Consider the following 14,889-nt stretch of genomic DNA (forward strand, 5'->3'; position numbering starts at 1 on the left):
GTGGAGAACGAATTGCGCGCTTGTCAGGTTCTCTGAGGTGAGAGCGCATCCCCCTTGAGTTTTGGGCAATGAGACTGGCTTCGGCTCAATATGAGGCAGTTCATGGTGTTCGAGCTGATCATAGCCTTGGCTCAAAGCTTCTGCATCATGCGGGGCGGCCGTTTCTCGCTGTTCGGTCCAGACAAGGAAAAATCTGAAGCTTCGTAGATCGAGGGGCAAAATGAAAGTAGCAATCTCCAACACAAAGCGAGGAGTATCTCGGCTACGGTTTCGAGGGAATTGTACGGTCAGGTTGCAGCTTGCGCCAAAGTTAAAGATAGGTCGATGTCCTGGGTCGTTCGTGAGGCGTTGAAGGCTCATCTTGGTTAGAATCCCGATAAAGACGTCGGGAAACGCCAGCGTCGAACTGCGGGAGTGTTGGCACCTGGGCAGCTTAGAGGCGGCTAAGCAGGGGCTCGTCGGAGATGAGCGCGCCTCTGTCGGGCCCCTGTCATTTCGCCTACTGCTGCTCGGCTTCGCGCCAGCGCTTCAGGTGGGGCAGCAGCGTGGCCATGAGCGAGACGGCCTCTTCGCGCGAGATTCCCATGGCGTCGGCTTCCAGCTGGGCCGTGGCCTCGATGAACTCGTCCATGTCCACACCCTTCGCCGTGAAGTCGCCCTGCTGGTAGCAGTACTTGCAGTAGCTTTCGCTGGAGCTGCCGTCGGCTTCGGTGCCGTGCAGCGCTGGGTCGGGGATGGGCATCGAGCAGCACTGGCAGTAGTATTCCATGGGCATGTCGAAGAATCGCTCCAGCGGCACGCCGTAGGTGGTGCAGATGAGCTTCACCATGTCGATGCCCGGCTGCGTTTCGCCGGTTTCCCAGCGCGATACCGCCTGGCGAGTGACGTACAGGTCGTGGGCCATCTGCTCTTGGGTGAGCCCCTTCTCGGTGCGGATGGAAGAGATGGTGTCGCTCATAGCCATGGGGGGAGTCCTTTCGTAGGGGTGATTGTGCTGCGGCACCGTTTCATTATGAAGCTTCGCCGCGCACGCGCAAGCAACAGCCCGTTGCGGAAGCATCGGTTTGGGCGCCGGAAAAAGCAGCAGGTGCCCGCTTCCCCATGCAGCCGATGGCGTTTGTGGCACACTCCGGCCGCCCCCATGCAGTCGATGACGTTTATGGCACTTCGCCGCCCCCCATGTAACGGAAGACGGTTATGGCAGAAAACGCTGTAACGGAAGACGATTATGTACGATTTTCTGTAACGAAAGACGTTTATGGCAGGTTTCGATTGCCATAAACGTCATCGGTTACACGGGGCGTCGGCGGCGGTCTGTTACGGTTGTCGCCCGCTTCCGCGCCCTTTCGCTGCAACCTGCCTCAACCGTCGTCTGCTTCTGCCCACTCGCGCCGCAGCCTGCTCCTGCCTGCTCGCGCCGCAGTCTGCTCCCGCACCCTCGCGCTGCGGCGATCTTGAGGGAGGTCAGCGGATTGCCTTCGATGTTGAGGCGAGTCGCTTCGGCTCAGGCAAGCATCGAAGGCGAAGTCGTGGCCGGGAAAGTCGATCGCGTCGCATTCTGCAATCTCGTAGCGAATCGATTTACTGCGACATTGCAGCTTTGCGCAGCCGTTGAGCAAGGGCTAGGCTCTTTCCACGAAATCCAGCAGCTCTTGGCGGTTGTGGACGTCTAGCTTGCGGTAGAGGCCGCGCACATGGGTGGTCACGGTGCTGTTGGCCAGCACCAGCTCGTCGGCGATGCGGGGAATGGTGCGGCCTTTCGCCAGCAGAAGGAAGATCTCGGTTTCGCGCGGGGACAGGCCGCGGGCTTGCGCGATGGCCTGGATGCGGGTTTGGGCGGCCGACGCCTCGTCTTCCGGGCCGCAGGCGCGAGCGTTCGTCGAGCCGCCTTCGACGGTCGGGCTGTCGGCTGCTATGCGGTTCTTGAGCGCAGCGGTCGATCCCAGCAGCGTCACCAACACCAGAAACGCCAGCGCCGTGGGAAGCAGCAGCGATTCCACGGCGAAGGACGCGACCAGCCAGCGAGCAACCAGCAAGCCCGCCAGAACACCGATTTGCGCGGTCAGCTTTCCCAGGGCGAACACGGCAACGGGGCTGCGTCGGGAAGCGCGGGCAACGTTGGCGAAGATCATCCACATGATGAGGTCGGCAACGCGAACGGCCGCCACGATGATGGCCCACACGAACGCCCGGTCTCCGAAGTCTACGACGGAAAGCACCAGCGACGCGGCTGCAATCAAGGGAAGAGCCAGGTAAAAGACGGAATCCCAGCCCAGCGAAATCGAAAACGCCATAATGATGGCCAGCATCACGAAGGCCATGGCAGCGCTACAGAGCATTACGAGGCCCATGTCGTGGCTGCTTGGGCCGTCGGGCGATAGCAGCACGCGAAACAGCCCGAAAGCGAAGGAGAACACCAGGATGAGCGCCACCACGCTGGCGGGGAACGGCCGGTGTGGAGAGGCCTTGGCTGCGGACGTGCAGAGAGTCGGCTGACCGGGGCTTATCGTGCGGCCTTCGCCGGCAATCGTGGAAGGTGTCCCTTTGTCGCGGGCTGCGATGCCCTTCGACGCGCCGGCGGGCACAAGCAGGGCGGCTCCTAGAGGAATGACGATGGCGGCAAGCGAGGTCAGCACGCCGCGATCGAGCACAAGCGACGCCAGCACGATGGCAAGCAGGAACGAGACCACGGTGCAGGGCGCAACGTGCTTGGGTTCCAGGCTTGCGTAAAACACGCCCCATTGCAGGTAGATGACTGAAATACCCATGCCGGCCACCAGGCTTCCGCCGATGAAAACCGTATTGCCCGCGCTGCCGAACAGGCCGCTGAACGCCATGGCGGCCGTGGCCGCCGCCGCAACTACCCCGGCGCCGACCGCTGCGCTGCGTCGCTGCAGCAGCCCCGGCTTTGCCCAGGCCAGGGGAATGGCGGCGGCGTAGATGACGGCACCGGATGCGATGGTGAGGAAGCTGAGCGACGCGCCGCCCATGGGCTGGGCGGCAAAGGGCGATTGCGCGAACGTGGGGCTGAGCACGGCCAGGTAGATCCACATCCACCAAAGGCCGAACCCGAAGGCTCGCGGTGGAAGCTTTGCTATCTTCTGGAATAGAGCCATTCTGCTGCCCCTTGATGCATTCGATTCCCCTATGTCTGGTGCACGCGTGCTCTGTGCAGGTCGGCGCGCAGGTTGCACTTTCCCATTGTAGAGGTTCCGCCCTCCTACGACGAGACCCCCTTGCGACAGTCCCGTCGGGGTATCGCAAGGGGGTGGAGGGCGGTTCGGTTGCCGCCTTGCCGATGCATTCGCTTCGGCGGTTGGTTACACGCGGGTTTACAGGGTTTCGCCCTTCGCCAGCGCCTGGCCCAGCAAGCGGCCGAAGGTGACGCAGCGGCCGTGGCTGATGCCGGGGATGAGGATGGGGTAGCTGTCGGTGACGAAGTTGCCCTGGGCGTTGCCGATGGCGTACAGGCCGGGGATGGCTACGTCGTTTTGGTTGCACACCTGGGACTTCGCGTTCACGTTCAGGCCGTACATGACCACCAGCACGCCGCAGCGGTTGCGCGATGCGTAGAACGGGGGCGTGTCGATGGCGAACAGCTGCTCGGCCGGCATGGAGAACTCTTCGTCGTTGCCGGAAGCGCAGTAGCCGTTGTAGCGATCCACTTGGGCTTTGAACGCCTCGGCAGGCATGCCCATGGCTTCGGCAAGCCCTTCCAAGGTGTCGGCCTTGTACATGAGGCCCTTCTTGGTGTCCTCTTCGAAGGAGGCCTTGCGCTTGTCGCTGACCAGGTCCTCGCCGCGGAAGTCCTTGCCCGAGGGCATCATCTTCAGGATGTTGGTCTCCCAGTTGGCGTCGAAGATGGACCAGCCTTCGCTTGCCGGCTGGGGCAGCGTGGCGTGGCACAGGTTCGGGCCGGGCGAGTTTTCCTTCACGTAGCGCTCGCCGTTCAGGTTCACGGTCATCCAGGTGATGCCGCGGCCGTCGTCGGAGAGCTGGCCGCCCGCCGCTGCGCTGGAGGGCAGAGCCATGGTGGCCTGGTTGGTCTTCTGGTGTCCCGCGCCGATCCACATGCCCATGTTCAGGCCGTCGCCGGTGTTGCCGTCGATGGGGGTGTACAGGATCTGGTCGGTCTGGGCTGCCGGGGGCGCCCACATGCGTAGCATCTGCTCGTTCTGGGTGATGCCGCCGGTGGCTATGATGACGCCGTTCTTGGCGTTGAAGTGTACATATCCATTGTCGGTGGAGGCGATGCAGCCGGTCACCGGGCCGTCGCCCTCGCGGATGAGCTGCTCGGCCTTGGTGTTGTAGCGGATGTCGGCGCCGTCTTCGCGAGCGTAGCCTTCGATATAACGCACCATCAGGTGGTTCGTGTACTCGCCGTCGGCGGTCTTCTGTTCCATGCCGAACTGGATGGCCGTGGGAAACTCCTTGGTGCAGGGGTTCGTGGACTTGGCCGCCGCTTCGCCGAGCGAGCCAGCGTTGCAGGGCAGGCCGTCGGCGGTCAGGCGGTCGATGTAGTAGTCCATGACCTCGCCGCTTTTGTTCATCCAGATGTTGAACAGGCCCATGTCGGTTTTGTTGCAGGTGATCTGGCAGTAGTACTCGCGCATGAGCGCCTTGTCTATGGTTACGCCGCTGTCGCGCTGCACCTTGCAGTCCACCACGCCCACGTCGTGGCCGCGGGCGCTGAATTCGGCGCACTTCTCGATGAGCACGGTGTTCGCGCCTGCCTCGGCGGCAGATTGGGCTGCCACCACGCCTGCGGTGCCGGCGCCTATGATGAGCACGTCGCAGTCCACGGTTTCCACGATCTGGTCGGCCGGGATGGGCGCCGGCGGGTTCTGCCAGCTGTTGACGACGGCGTCACTGCTGACCGCATTGCCGTTAGCGCTGCCGTTGGAGCCGCTCCCGTTGCCGGTTGCGCTGCCCGAGCCGGGATTTCCTGCGCACCCTGCCAACCCCATCAGGCCGGCAGCCGCGAGAGCGGTGGCACCGCCGGCCAGAAAGCCGCGACGGTCCATAGTGAGTTTCTTGTCCATAGGTTCCCTCCTTTTGGCTGGATGCTCCGACGCCAGGCGACGGGTGCCGTCGCGCCGGCGCATCCAACCTTACGCGACGCGTGCAGCCAGCGATTCCACCCAAGTAGACGAAATTTCGGCAAATCGCTTATCCCCTGAAACCGATGAAGCCGCCGAACAGGGATGTTCCAGTCTTCTCGCGTGGAAGTCCGTTGCGTTTGCGGGAGAAACCCGGGTTCGCTTGCCTTTAGCGGTGGCAGGCGCCCCGAGTCCTTTCGCGGGGCGGTGCTGGGAAGCGGCAGTCGTTTAGCGCCGCCGCCGACGAGGTTGCGGGTTTCCTGCGTTCCCGCAGCGACGATCTTGCTGGCGATGCAGCTGAAGGTCGTGGCGACGCTGTAATCCGAGCGCTCACCAGCGTCGCCCAGGTCGTGGGTATGATTGCGACTTCTCGACCGGCGCAGGCTGTTCGGGAGAGCAGCGCGAAGGCTTGCCAAGAGGGGGCGTGATGGTTGCGCGCCGTCGTTGATTCGTGCGCCAAGGGCGGCTGCGGGTGGCGACCTACGTGGGGTCATCGGTTGTGACGGGCTCTGGTCGCTGCCCATGCAACGAGCGGCGTTTGTGGCACACCCGGCCGCCCCCCATGTAACCGATGACGTTTGCGGCACGCCTCAGCCGCCCCATGCAACCAATGCGTTTGTGGCGCTTTGCGGGCCTCCGGTGTAACGGGAGACGTTTGTGGCAGAAAAACCTGTAACGAACGACGGTTATGTACGATTTTCTGTAACGAAAGACGTTTATGGCAGGTTTCGATTGCCATAAACGTCTCCCGTTACATCGAACATCGGCGGCGGTCTGTTACGGTTGTTGCCCGCTTCCGCGCCCATGCGCTGCGACCTGGCACAACCGCCGCCTGCTCCTGTCTACGCCCTGAGCTAAGGTGAGGATTTCTGTAATCTGGTAAGGTTTCGTTCGCCATGATGAACGATGGCCGGGTGTTTAACGGGCTGTTCCAGGAGAGAAAGGGTTTGGTTGTGGCTTTGGGTATGAAGGACATGCTTGGCGGGATGAAGAACGCGGCAAGCGGGGTGGTGCAGGGCGGTCTTGGCAACTACAGCGAGATGTCTGTGGACCAGATGCGCAAAGAGTATGGCATGTATCTCATGGAGGGCGAGGAGATACAGGTGGGCTTCAAGCTCATCAGGGACGCGCTCATTTTCACGGATAAGAGAATTATTTTCACAGACAAGCAGGGGGCCACTGGTTCCAAGATGTCTGTGAAGTCAATCAACCTGTTCTCAATCGTCGAGGTTTCGATGGAGACGGCCGGCTTCGGATTCGACGATAGTGAGCTGACGTTTACCTATATCCAGACCGCCGATATGAAGGCCCATTCCCTTACGTACGTGTCGCACAAGCTGGAATTCCCGAAGAAGTACGATGTTCAGCCGCTTTACCGGCTCCTCCAGGAGCTGGCCTACGCAAATTGCGTTCGACTGAATGGGCTGGAATAGACGGGAGTCGCATAAAGCACGGATGTCTTCTGTTGGGGGTACGTTCTTGCTAGGCTATAGCGAAATGCACCCCCAACAGCGATAAAGGGGCTGCGAAGTCCTCGCGAGTTCTCCGCAGCCCAATCTTTGTGCGCTGACTCTTTTTTTTTCGCTGCTGACGCTTACTCGCGCCTTTTGCTCGCGGGGCCGAAGCCTGCCTCGCCTACTTTCCCGCGGCGGCGTTCTTGCCGGCGATGTAGCCGAAGGTCATGGCCATGGCGATGCTGTGGCCCTGCAGCACTTCGGGATACACCACGCTGAAACGGTTGCCCTGCACGTTGCCGGCCGCGTACAGGCCGGGAATGACATCCAGGTTCTCGTTGTACACGTGGCATTCCTCATCGCTTTCGAGGCCCGACATGGTCACCAGATTGCCAACGCCCTTCATAGACCCGTCGCCGATGTAGGTGTCGCAGAAGAACGGGGGCGTGGTCAGCCCGATCATGCGCTTCGATACCTTGCCGTAGTCCTCGTCATCGCCCTTTGCGCACAGTTCGTTGTAGCGCTTGATGCTGGCCAGCGCCGCATCCTTGTCGATGTCCATCTGGTCGACCAGCCCCTCGATCGTGTCCGAGGTCAGTAGCTTGCCCTCTTCGGCTTCTTTCTGCACCGTCTCGAACTTCACCTCAGGATGCTTGCCGTGGCCGTAGGGCATATCGTCCATGTGATCGAAGAAGCTGGCGTCGTACAGCTGGAAGACCGTCTTGTCCTTCTGCTCGTACAGGCGCTCCGTGAACTGCTGTCCTTGGATGTCCTCGTTCATAAAGCGCTGTCCGCGTTTGTTCAGCACCAGCGCGGGCAAAGTGCCCACGGTGTAGGTGCCGCCGCCGATTGCGTGGGTCATGTTGCAGCCGTCGAGCTGCATCATGGCACCTGCCCAGGCGCCCATGCGATGCCCGTCGCCTACGTTGCACTGGTTTCCCTGCGCGTCCATGACCGAGTAGATGTTCTTGATGCCGTCCTCGTCGAAGCGGCGCGACAGGAAGGCGTTGACCATGGCCAGGTTGCTGAAGAAGTCGCCCGTGGCGAGCACGACGCCCTTGCGCGCGGTGGCCTTGTAGAAGTTGCCGTCGGCATCCTGCGCTATGACGCCGGTTACGTGGCCGTTGTCGTGCAGCAGCTTTATTGCGGGCGTGAAGCGCATGATGCGCAGCTTGTCACCTGCGGCCTGCTCGGCTTTCGCGATGTTGGCCTCGAAGAACGGCGTGGCATTGGGGGCGACGCAGGCGGTGCCGGGGAAGCAGGGCCAGTATTCCTCCAGCGGGTTGTAGTTCGCGGGGTAGGGCCACGACGTTTCCTTAATGCCCGTCGCGTCCTTGGGCAGTTTGTTGCCCTCGGCCGACGACGTGAACACGACTTCGGGGTTCTCCAGCGCAGCGCCGAAGAACCAGTCGAAGGCTTCGCCGTTGGTGTTCAGCCACTTGCTCATGATGGCGTCGCTGTTTCGGTTCAGGCAGCCTTTCATGACTGCATTGATGATGGCGGTGCGGTCCCAGTACTTTTCGCTCTCGGGGTAGTGCTCAAGCCACAGCTTGCTGCCGAACGCATGGGCGTTCTTCGACGTCAGGCCGAAGTTCTCTCCCTTTTCGAAGACGACGACGGAAGCACCTTCCTCGCAGGCGGCGCGGGTGGCGCAGACGCCTGCCCAGCCTAGGCCGACCACCACCACGTCCACGTCCATTTCCTCGGCGAAGGTGTCGGGGGTTGCGGGCTCGGTGCCCAGCCAGTCATTGCTTGTGGCGGCCGGTGCGGCAGTGGGTTCGGCAGCGGCGTTCACATCTGGCTTGTCCTGTGACGGCGTGGGGCTTGCGGGGGCCTCGCTCTTCGGCGAGCAGCCGGCGGCGCCCATGGCTGCGGCAGCGCCCCCCAGCGCCATGGCCCCCAGAAAAGCGCGACGGCTCAACGATCCTTGTGCTTGCATCCCTCTCTCCTTTCCTCGCGGGTACGTTCGATACCCGGTTCATGGGGCGGATGGTAAGCTTCGAGAGCGATGACGCGGTATAGCGAAGGCAGGGTGATTTGCGATTCCCTATCGCCCATTCGTGGTGAAAACGGCCAAGCGGCACCATCGACGCGAAGAACCCCCTCTTTCGACGTGGGCCTTTCACGTACAATGGTGCCACACGCGTGCCGTCGCAGCAGAGGGCGGGCCGGAAGGTTTGCGGTTCGGGAGGAACCGCTGCGCCTGCCCGGGACGGTACGTTGGCAGAAGGGGATTTATGGGTAAACGAAAGAAACGGGAAGCGGGACGGGCGCTTGTGCTGCACCCGGCTTTCTTCGGTTTCGGGTTGCTTTTGGCTTGGAAGGCTTTCGTAGTGCCCTTTGCTGCGCCGAAAGTGTTCAGCTCGTCGCTGCAGATTCTGGTACCTGTGGTGGCGGTGCTGCTGTGGAAGCACCTACACCCCCTCGAGCGTCGTCCCGGTGTGCTGTGGGGCATCGGTGGCGCGGGAACGGCGGCAGCGCTGCTTCTGGGCTTCGCATCGGCGGGTCAGCCTTTTGCCGCGCTGCCCTTCGTCTTCGAGCTGGCCTCCTATGCTTCGTCAGCGGTCTACACGTTGTTTTTCTTGCTGTGGTGCGAGCTGTACGCAAAGCTGGACATTGCGAGCGCGGGCGTGGCCGTGGCGGGTTCGTACCTGCTGGGTTCGGCGCTGTACTTCGGGCTGGGGCCATTGGATGCCTCTATGCTATTGGGGATCGGGATGGCGCTTCCGCTGGCCAGCTCGGCCATGCTCTCTTGCGGATTAGGCTATCTGGTCCGGGCGGCAGGGTCCGGTGCCCCGAATCGCTGGCGCGGCGAGAGTCTTGCCTCGTTGTTGCACAGCCGCATCTTTCCTTGGCGCATCATCTTCGTTATAGGGGTGTTCTATTTCGCCGCAGGGGTGAGCCGAGCGGTGCTGTCCACGTCGCTCGACCTGCTGTCGGTCGGATGCGCTGGGGGGCTGGTGGTTGCGCTCGTGGCTCTTTCGTCCATGCGCTCGTCGGGCGTGTCGATTTACCGCATGATGGGCATTGCGCTGCCGGTGATGGCGGTGAGTCTTCTAGTGGGGGTTATCGCCGGCGACGGGGACGCTGCGGCCCGGGTACTCATCAGCGTCGCCCAGACCGTGGGCATGATCGTGCTGGTGATGCTTCTGTGCGACAGCTCGCACCGGTTCGGGCTGCCGGTGGTGGTGCTGGTAGCCGCCGCTCGCATCGTCACCACCGTGGCTTTTCTCGCTGGCGGGTACACGAGCGGCATGACCCTGGAGCTGGCGAACCGAACATTAGGGACGGAGCTGCTGTATGCGGTGGCCATTGTGGCTTTCGGGGTGGCGACGGCTTACTGGCTCTACGGCGTGAACGCGGCTAACGAGTTCGCCGTTCAGGAGGGCGACGCGCCGAGTAGCGCCCGTTCTCCCCTGAGGGGCGCCGTCGGATTCGGCGATTGCGAGGCGAAGGGGTCGGCTCGGGCCGAGGGCGTGCAGGAGGGGCAGCTCCCCCGGGCGCTCACCGGCGATCAGGCTTCCGAGGCGCTGCGGACCTATATCGAGCTGCGAAGCCATGCTCTTGCTGAAAGTTATGGGCTTTCTCCACGTGAGACCGATGTTCTAGTGCTGCTGGCCTGGGGAAAGAGCATTCATGCTGTGGAGGAGACCTTGGTGCTGTCGACCAACACCATTAAGACCCACGTGCGCCACATCTACTCCAAGCTGGGCATTCATTCCCGCGCCGAGCTAGATATGCTGCTCTACGACGACTCTTTGGTTGGTACGGGCTGTTCGGGAGAGTAGCGCGAAGGCTTGCCAGGGTGGCATGACGGTTGTGCGCAGCCGTTGGTTCGTGCGCCAAGGGCGGCTGCGGGTGGCTACCTGCGTGGGGCTATCGGTTGTGACGGGCTCTGGTCGCTGCCCATGTAACGAACGACGTTTGTGGCACGCCCCAACCGCCCCCCATGTAACCGATGGCGTTTGCGGCACGCCTCAGCCGCCCCATGCAACCAATGCGTTTGTGGCGCTTCGTCGGCCTCCGATGCAACGAATGACGTTTATGGCAGGAATCGCTGTAACGAACGACGGTTATGTACGATTTCCTGTAACGAAAGACGTTTATGGCATGCTCCAGCCATCCCCCGTGTAACGAACGACGTTTATGGCAGAAAACGCTGCAACCGATGACGGTTATGTACGATTTCCTGTAACGAAAGACGTTTATGGCAGGTTTCGGTTGCCATAAACGTCATCGATTACATGGGCGGTGGTTGGTGGGCGGCGTGCATCGCGATGGGGCTGCGGGCGTGGGTGGCGTGCATCGCGGTGGGGCCACGGGCGTGGGGCGCGTGCATCGCGATGGGGCCGCGGGCGCAGGAAGCGGGATGGGAGGGGTGGCTTGCTGCTGGTGAGACGGGAGTGCTAGCAGGCGGCGTGGAGGGGCGGATTGTGGGCCGCCGGTGCGGGTGGCGTGCATCACGGTGGGGTTGCGGGCGTGGGGCGCATGCATCGCGGTGGGGCCGCGGGCGGATGGCTGCGCTGGTATCGCGGGTGGATGCGATCGACGGCCCGGCGCCCTTGGGGGTGTGGCGGCGGGGTGGGGAGGCTGGGCCGACCGATGCGATGGAATGGCGGTGGAGCGAGGCGGGGGCGGCCGGCTCGGGAGGCAGGCTGTGCTAGGATGGTAAGTTGATTTGTCAACAAATGAGGAGGATTCGTGCCCCAACCCAAGGAATGGGCCGACGTCCGGGTAATCGGCATTCCCCGCGCGTTGCTCTACTATCGGTTCGGAGAGCTGTGGAAGACGTTCTTCGAACAGCTGGGCTACCAGGTGCAGCTCAGCGACCCCACAGACAAAGATATCGCCGACGAGGGCGACCGGCTTTCGGTGGACGAGTGCTGCCTGGCCTCGAAGGTGTTCATGGGCCACGTGGCGAACCTGGCGGGCCGCTGCGACGCGGTGTTCGTGCCCTGCTACTCGTCCGAACAGCCCCGCCACGGCTTCTGCACCAAGTTCCAGTCGGTGACCGACCTGGTGCGCAACACGTTCCGCGACCAGAAGCTGCGGGTGGTCTCGTGCCACATCACCGACGCGCGCAGCGAGAAGAACGTCCGCCGAGCCCTAGAGGAGATGGCGGTGCGCATGGGCGCTTCGGTCCGTGACGCGAAGAAGGCGTCGAAGGCGGCTTGGAACGCGCAGGCTGCCCACGACAAGGCGCTGGCAGATTCCCAGGAGCGCCTGGTCAAGGCCATAGAAGCCCAGCGCAAGTCGCTGCGCAAGACCGAGAAGGCCGCCATCGCCGCCAATGCCAAGGCGGAGAAGACCCTGGCCGCGGCCAACGCCAAGGCGCAGCGGGCGGCGCTTTCCGACCACAAGCTTCCCGAAGGGGCCATCTCGAAGGCTGCGAAGGCCGCCGTGGCCGCCGACGAGGCAACTGCCCAGGTCGACGCTGCTGCAGCCCCGCTCTCCATCTTGGTGGTGGCTCATCCCTACATCACGCGCGACGCGTACCTTTCTGGTGCGGTGCTGGAGGCGCTGGAATCCATGGACGTGACGGTGCTCTACGCCGAAGCCGTGGACCACGACAAGGCCTACAAGGAAAGCTTCGAGTTCTCCGACACCATGCCGTGGCTGATCAATCGCGAGCTTATCGGCGCCATCCTGCTGCTGGAGGACCAGGTGGACGGCATCGTGCTCATCAGCGCCTTCCCCTGCGGCCCCGACTCCATGACCAACGACGCCATCATGCGCTGCATCCAGGGCAAGCCCATTTTAAACCTGATGATCGACGCGCAAAGCGGCACGGCCGGCGTGGAAACCCGCGTTGAAAGCTTCGTCGACATCCTGCGCTTCCAGCAGAAGGGAGGCTACGTCCATGAGTAACGGCAATCCCGACCAGTCGCCCTCCGTGGAGCCCCAGGCCATGCTGGAACAGGTGCGCTCGTCCATTGCCTACCAGCACGAGCGCCTTCGCCCGCCCTCGCTGCACGCCGACCGCAAGGCGGCCAAGCAGGCGCGTCACAAGGCGAAGCACCACAAGTACACCAAGGCGGCGTTCTTCCGCTACTGCTACTACGAGCCGGCGTTCAAGTTCTTCTGTGAACAGGTGCTGGACGTTGACTACCTGCCACTGCCCGAAGCCACGCGCCTTACCGACGAGATGGGCGTGCAGAACTCCAGCGACTACGTGTGCACGCCGTTCAAGCACATCCTGGGCGACTTTATCGAAGCGCTCGACCGCGGCGCCGACATCCTCATCCAGTTCGGCGGCCCGTGCCGGCTGGGCTACTACGGCGAGCTGCAGGAATCCATCCTGCGCGACATGGGCTACGAGTTCATCATGCTCAACTTCTCCCACGGCATCGAGTTGGGCTACGTCGGCTGGGCGAAGGAATGCATCAAGCTGGTGAACCCCAAGATCGACATCCCCCACGGCGTGATGCAGCTGAAGGCCACGGGCAAGATGATCGAATGCCTTGACGAGCTGCGCGACTTCTACCTGGCCAACGCCGGTTTCGAAGTGGAGAAAGGGGTGTTCGACGCCGCCTGGGAGCGCGCCATGGACGCCTTCCGCACCTGCATGGACGAGCGCGACATCAACGCCGCCTTCCGTGACGCCATGGCCGAGCTGCGCGCCATCCCGCTGGACAAGCCGGCCGACCCCATCCGCATCGGCATCGTGGGCGAGCTGTTCACCGCCATCGACGAGCGGGCCAACCTGGAGCTGGACCACAAGCTGACGGCCATGGGCGTGGAAGTGCACCGCATGCTGAACTTCACGAACCGCTACCTGCGCTACAACGAGCCCAACCTGCGCGCGGGTGCCAAGGATTACCTCACCTACGACATGGGTCCCACCTCCACGATGACGGTGCTGGCGGCGAAGAAGTACGGCGAGGCTGGTTTCGACGGGGTGATACACGCGAAGTCCGCCGGCTGCACGCCCGAGATCGACTGCATCCCGGTGCTGCAGCGGGTGAGCGAGGACTTCCGCATGCCCATTCTGTACCTGACCTACGACTCCCAAACCTCCGACACCGGTTTGGACACGCGCCTCGAGGCGTTCTACGACATGCTTTCCATGAAGAAGGAGAAGAGAAAATGACGTTGGCGTATCTGGGAATCGACATCGGGTCCATCTCCACGAAGGGCGTGGTCATCGACGAGAACCGCAACATCATCGCCCGTTCCTACCTGTGGACCGAAGGCAACCCCACCGAGGCGTCGAAGAACGTGGTGCGCGAGCTGGAATCGCAGCTGGCCGAGTCGGGCGAGGAAGTGCAGATCGTGGGCGCCGGCACCACGGGAAGCGCGCGGCGGCTGGTGGGCGCGATGCTGGGCGCCTCGGTGATCAAGAACGAGATCACCGCGCATGCCGTGGGCACCACGCACCTGCATCCCAACGTGCGCACCATCCTTGAGATCGGCGGCCAGGATTCCAAGATCATCTGCGTGTCCGACGGCATTGCGGTGGACTACGCCATGAACACCCTGTGCGCGGCGGGCACCGGCTCGTTTCTGTCCAGCCAGGCGCACCGTTTGGGCGTGGAGGTAGAGGAATTCGGCGAGGTGGCCCTGACCTCGAAGAAGCCGGCGAACATCGCGGCCCGCTGCACCGTGTTCGCGGAAAGCGACCTGGTGCACAAGATTCAGGTGGGCTATGCGCGCGAGGACATTATCGCGGGGCTGTGCAACGCCGTGGCATCGAACTACCTGAACAACGTGGGCAAGGGCAAGAAGATTCTTGAGCCGGTGGTGTTCCAGGGCGGCGTGTCGAAGAACGCCGGCGTGGTGCATGCCTTCGAAGAGCAGCTGGGCATGCCGGTGGCGGTGGACCCGGACGGGCACCTGATGGGCGCTTTCGGCGTGGCATTGCTGGCGGCCGACGCGGGCCCGGTGACCAACGCCGCGGCCGGTCCCTTCGTCAGCGGCACGTTCGACTTCGACGCCATGCTGGACTTCGATTTCAAGACCCGCGAGATCGAGTGCAACAAGTGCGCCAACCACTGCGAGGTCATTTGCGTGTACCGCGACAAGGACATCATCGACAGCTGGGGCAACCGCTGCGACAAGGGAGCCGTGAAGACGGTAGCGTAAGCGGGGGAGGGCGACTCCCAAGCAAGCGACAAGGGCTGGTCTCGGGTGGCAAGGTGCCCGGGCCGGCCCTTGTTTCATAGGGGCAAGGAGCGTGCCGGAGCGCGCAAGGGTTGCCCCGGTTTTTACTAACGCCGCTTACCGATTGGCGGGTCTCAAAGGACGCATCTCCTGTAGCATAGAAACATTCGCATTTTTTCGACTTGAGAAGTGAAGAGAGGTTTGAATCGGTATGGTATTGGGTGTAGGGAAGAAGG

At 62.7% G+C, this 14,889-nt stretch carries 10 protein-coding genes; 6 read left to right on the plus strand and 4 right to left on the minus strand.

The features are described 5' to 3' along the window. Positions 1 to 255: 255 nt before the first annotated feature. Entirely contained in the window at positions 256 to 369 is a 114-nt protein-coding gene (locus tag NFR41_RS10560; RefSeq protein ID WP_432762678.1) for a ribbon-helix-helix protein, CopG family, read from the plus strand. A 130-nt stretch (positions 370 to 499) separates the two neighbouring features. On the opposite strand, the gene NFR41_RS00210 is transcribed toward NFR41_RS10560, so the two are convergent. From NFR41_RS00210 to NFR41_RS00220, 3 genes are all read right to left on the minus strand, one after another. Continuing rightward, positions 500 to 964 (minus strand): zinc ribbon domain-containing protein, encoded by a 465-nt coding sequence (locus NFR41_RS00210; RefSeq protein WP_251230216.1) that lies wholly within the window; start codon positions 962 to 964, stop codon positions 500 to 502. Between the two features lie 658 nt (positions 965 to 1,622). After that, positions 1,623 to 3,116: a helix-turn-helix transcriptional regulator gene (locus tag NFR41_RS00215; protein ID WP_251230217.1), complete on the minus strand. Its 1,494-nt coding sequence runs from the start codon at positions 3,114 to 3,116 to the stop codon at positions 1,623 to 1,625. Positions 3,117 to 3,332: 216 nt separating this feature from the next. Continuing rightward, positions 3,333 to 5,042: an FAD-dependent oxidoreductase gene (locus NFR41_RS00220; RefSeq protein ID WP_251230218.1), complete on the minus strand. Its 1,710-nt coding sequence runs from the start codon at positions 5,040 to 5,042 to the stop codon at positions 3,333 to 3,335. Positions 5,043 to 5,995: 953 nt separating this feature from the next. On the opposite strand from NFR41_RS00220, the gene NFR41_RS00225 reads away from it, so the two are divergent. Further along, on the plus strand, positions 5,996 to 6,532 hold the full coding sequence (locus NFR41_RS00225) for a PH domain-containing protein (RefSeq protein WP_251230219.1): 537 nt from the start codon (positions 5,996 to 5,998) through the stop codon (positions 6,530 to 6,532). Between the two features lie 202 nt (positions 6,533 to 6,734). Here NFR41_RS00225 and NFR41_RS00230 read toward each other — a convergent pair whose 3' ends face one another. Further along, on the minus strand, positions 6,735 to 8,492 hold the full coding sequence (locus tag NFR41_RS00230; protein WP_251230220.1) for an FAD-dependent oxidoreductase: 1,758 nt from the start codon (positions 8,490 to 8,492) through the stop codon (positions 6,735 to 6,737). Between the two features lie 298 nt (positions 8,493 to 8,790). Between NFR41_RS00230 and NFR41_RS00235 the strand changes: the two genes are divergently transcribed. The 4 genes from NFR41_RS00235 (at position 8,791) to NFR41_RS00250 (ending at position 14,635) form a co-directional block, all read left to right on the plus strand. Next, the gene (locus NFR41_RS00235) at positions 8,791 to 10,341 is read left to right on the plus strand and encodes a helix-turn-helix transcriptional regulator (RefSeq protein ID WP_251230221.1); all 1,551 of its coding nucleotides are present in this window, start codon (positions 8,791 to 8,793) and stop codon (positions 10,339 to 10,341) included. A gap of 913 nt (positions 10,342 to 11,254) precedes the next feature. Next, positions 11,255 to 12,421 carry an acyl-CoA dehydratase activase-related protein gene (locus NFR41_RS00240; protein ID WP_251230222.1) on the plus strand — a complete coding sequence of 389 codons (1,167 nt, stop codon included), beginning with the start codon at positions 11,255 to 11,257 and terminating at the stop codon, positions 12,419 to 12,421. Further along, complete coding sequence (locus NFR41_RS00245) at positions 12,414 to 13,643, plus strand: 2-hydroxyacyl-CoA dehydratase (RefSeq protein ID WP_251230223.1); 1,230 nt, start codon at positions 12,414 to 12,416, stop codon at positions 13,641 to 13,643. Before NFR41_RS00240 ends, NFR41_RS00245 begins: the two co-directional genes overlap by 8 nt. After that, a complete protein-coding gene (locus tag NFR41_RS00250) occupies positions 13,640 to 14,635 on the plus strand; it encodes an acyl-CoA dehydratase activase (protein ID WP_160213754.1) in 996 nt (331 codons plus the stop codon). The genes NFR41_RS00245 and NFR41_RS00250 overlap by 4 nt, the downstream gene beginning before the upstream one ends. Positions 14,636 to 14,889 lie beyond the last annotated feature (254 nt).

Source organism: Adlercreutzia aquisgranensis, from assembly GCF_943193145.1.
Lineage (GTDB): Bacteria > Actinomycetota > Coriobacteriia > Coriobacteriales > Eggerthellaceae > Xiamenia > Xiamenia aquisgranensis.

Bases quoted from the DNA above. Each gene is read 5' to 3' on its own strand.
- NFR41_RS00210 (WP_251230216.1), bottom strand. From the start codon at position 964: ATGGCTATGAGCGACACCATCTCTTCCATCCGCACCGAGAAGGGGCTC.
- NFR41_RS00215 (WP_251230217.1), bottom strand. From the start codon at position 3,116: ATGGCTCTATTCCAGAAGATAGCAAAGCTTCCACCGCGAGCCTTCGGG.
- NFR41_RS00220 (WP_251230218.1), bottom strand. From the start codon at position 5,042: ATGGACAAGAAACTCACTATGGACCGTCGCGGCTTTCTGGCCGGCGGT.
- NFR41_RS00225 (WP_251230219.1), top strand. From the start codon at position 5,996: ATGATGAACGATGGCCGGGTGTTTAACGGGCTGTTCCAGGAGAGAAAG.
- NFR41_RS00230 (WP_251230220.1), bottom strand. From the start codon at position 8,492: ATGCAAGCACAAGGATCGTTGAGCCGTCGCGCTTTTCTGGGGGCCATG.
- NFR41_RS00235 (WP_251230221.1), top strand. From the start codon at position 8,791: ATGGGTAAACGAAAGAAACGGGAAGCGGGACGGGCGCTTGTGCTGCAC.
- NFR41_RS00245 (WP_251230223.1), top strand. From the start codon at position 12,414: ATGAGTAACGGCAATCCCGACCAGTCGCCCTCCGTGGAGCCCCAGGCC.
- NFR41_RS00250 (WP_160213754.1), top strand. From the start codon at position 13,640: ATGACGTTGGCGTATCTGGGAATCGACATCGGGTCCATCTCCACGAAG.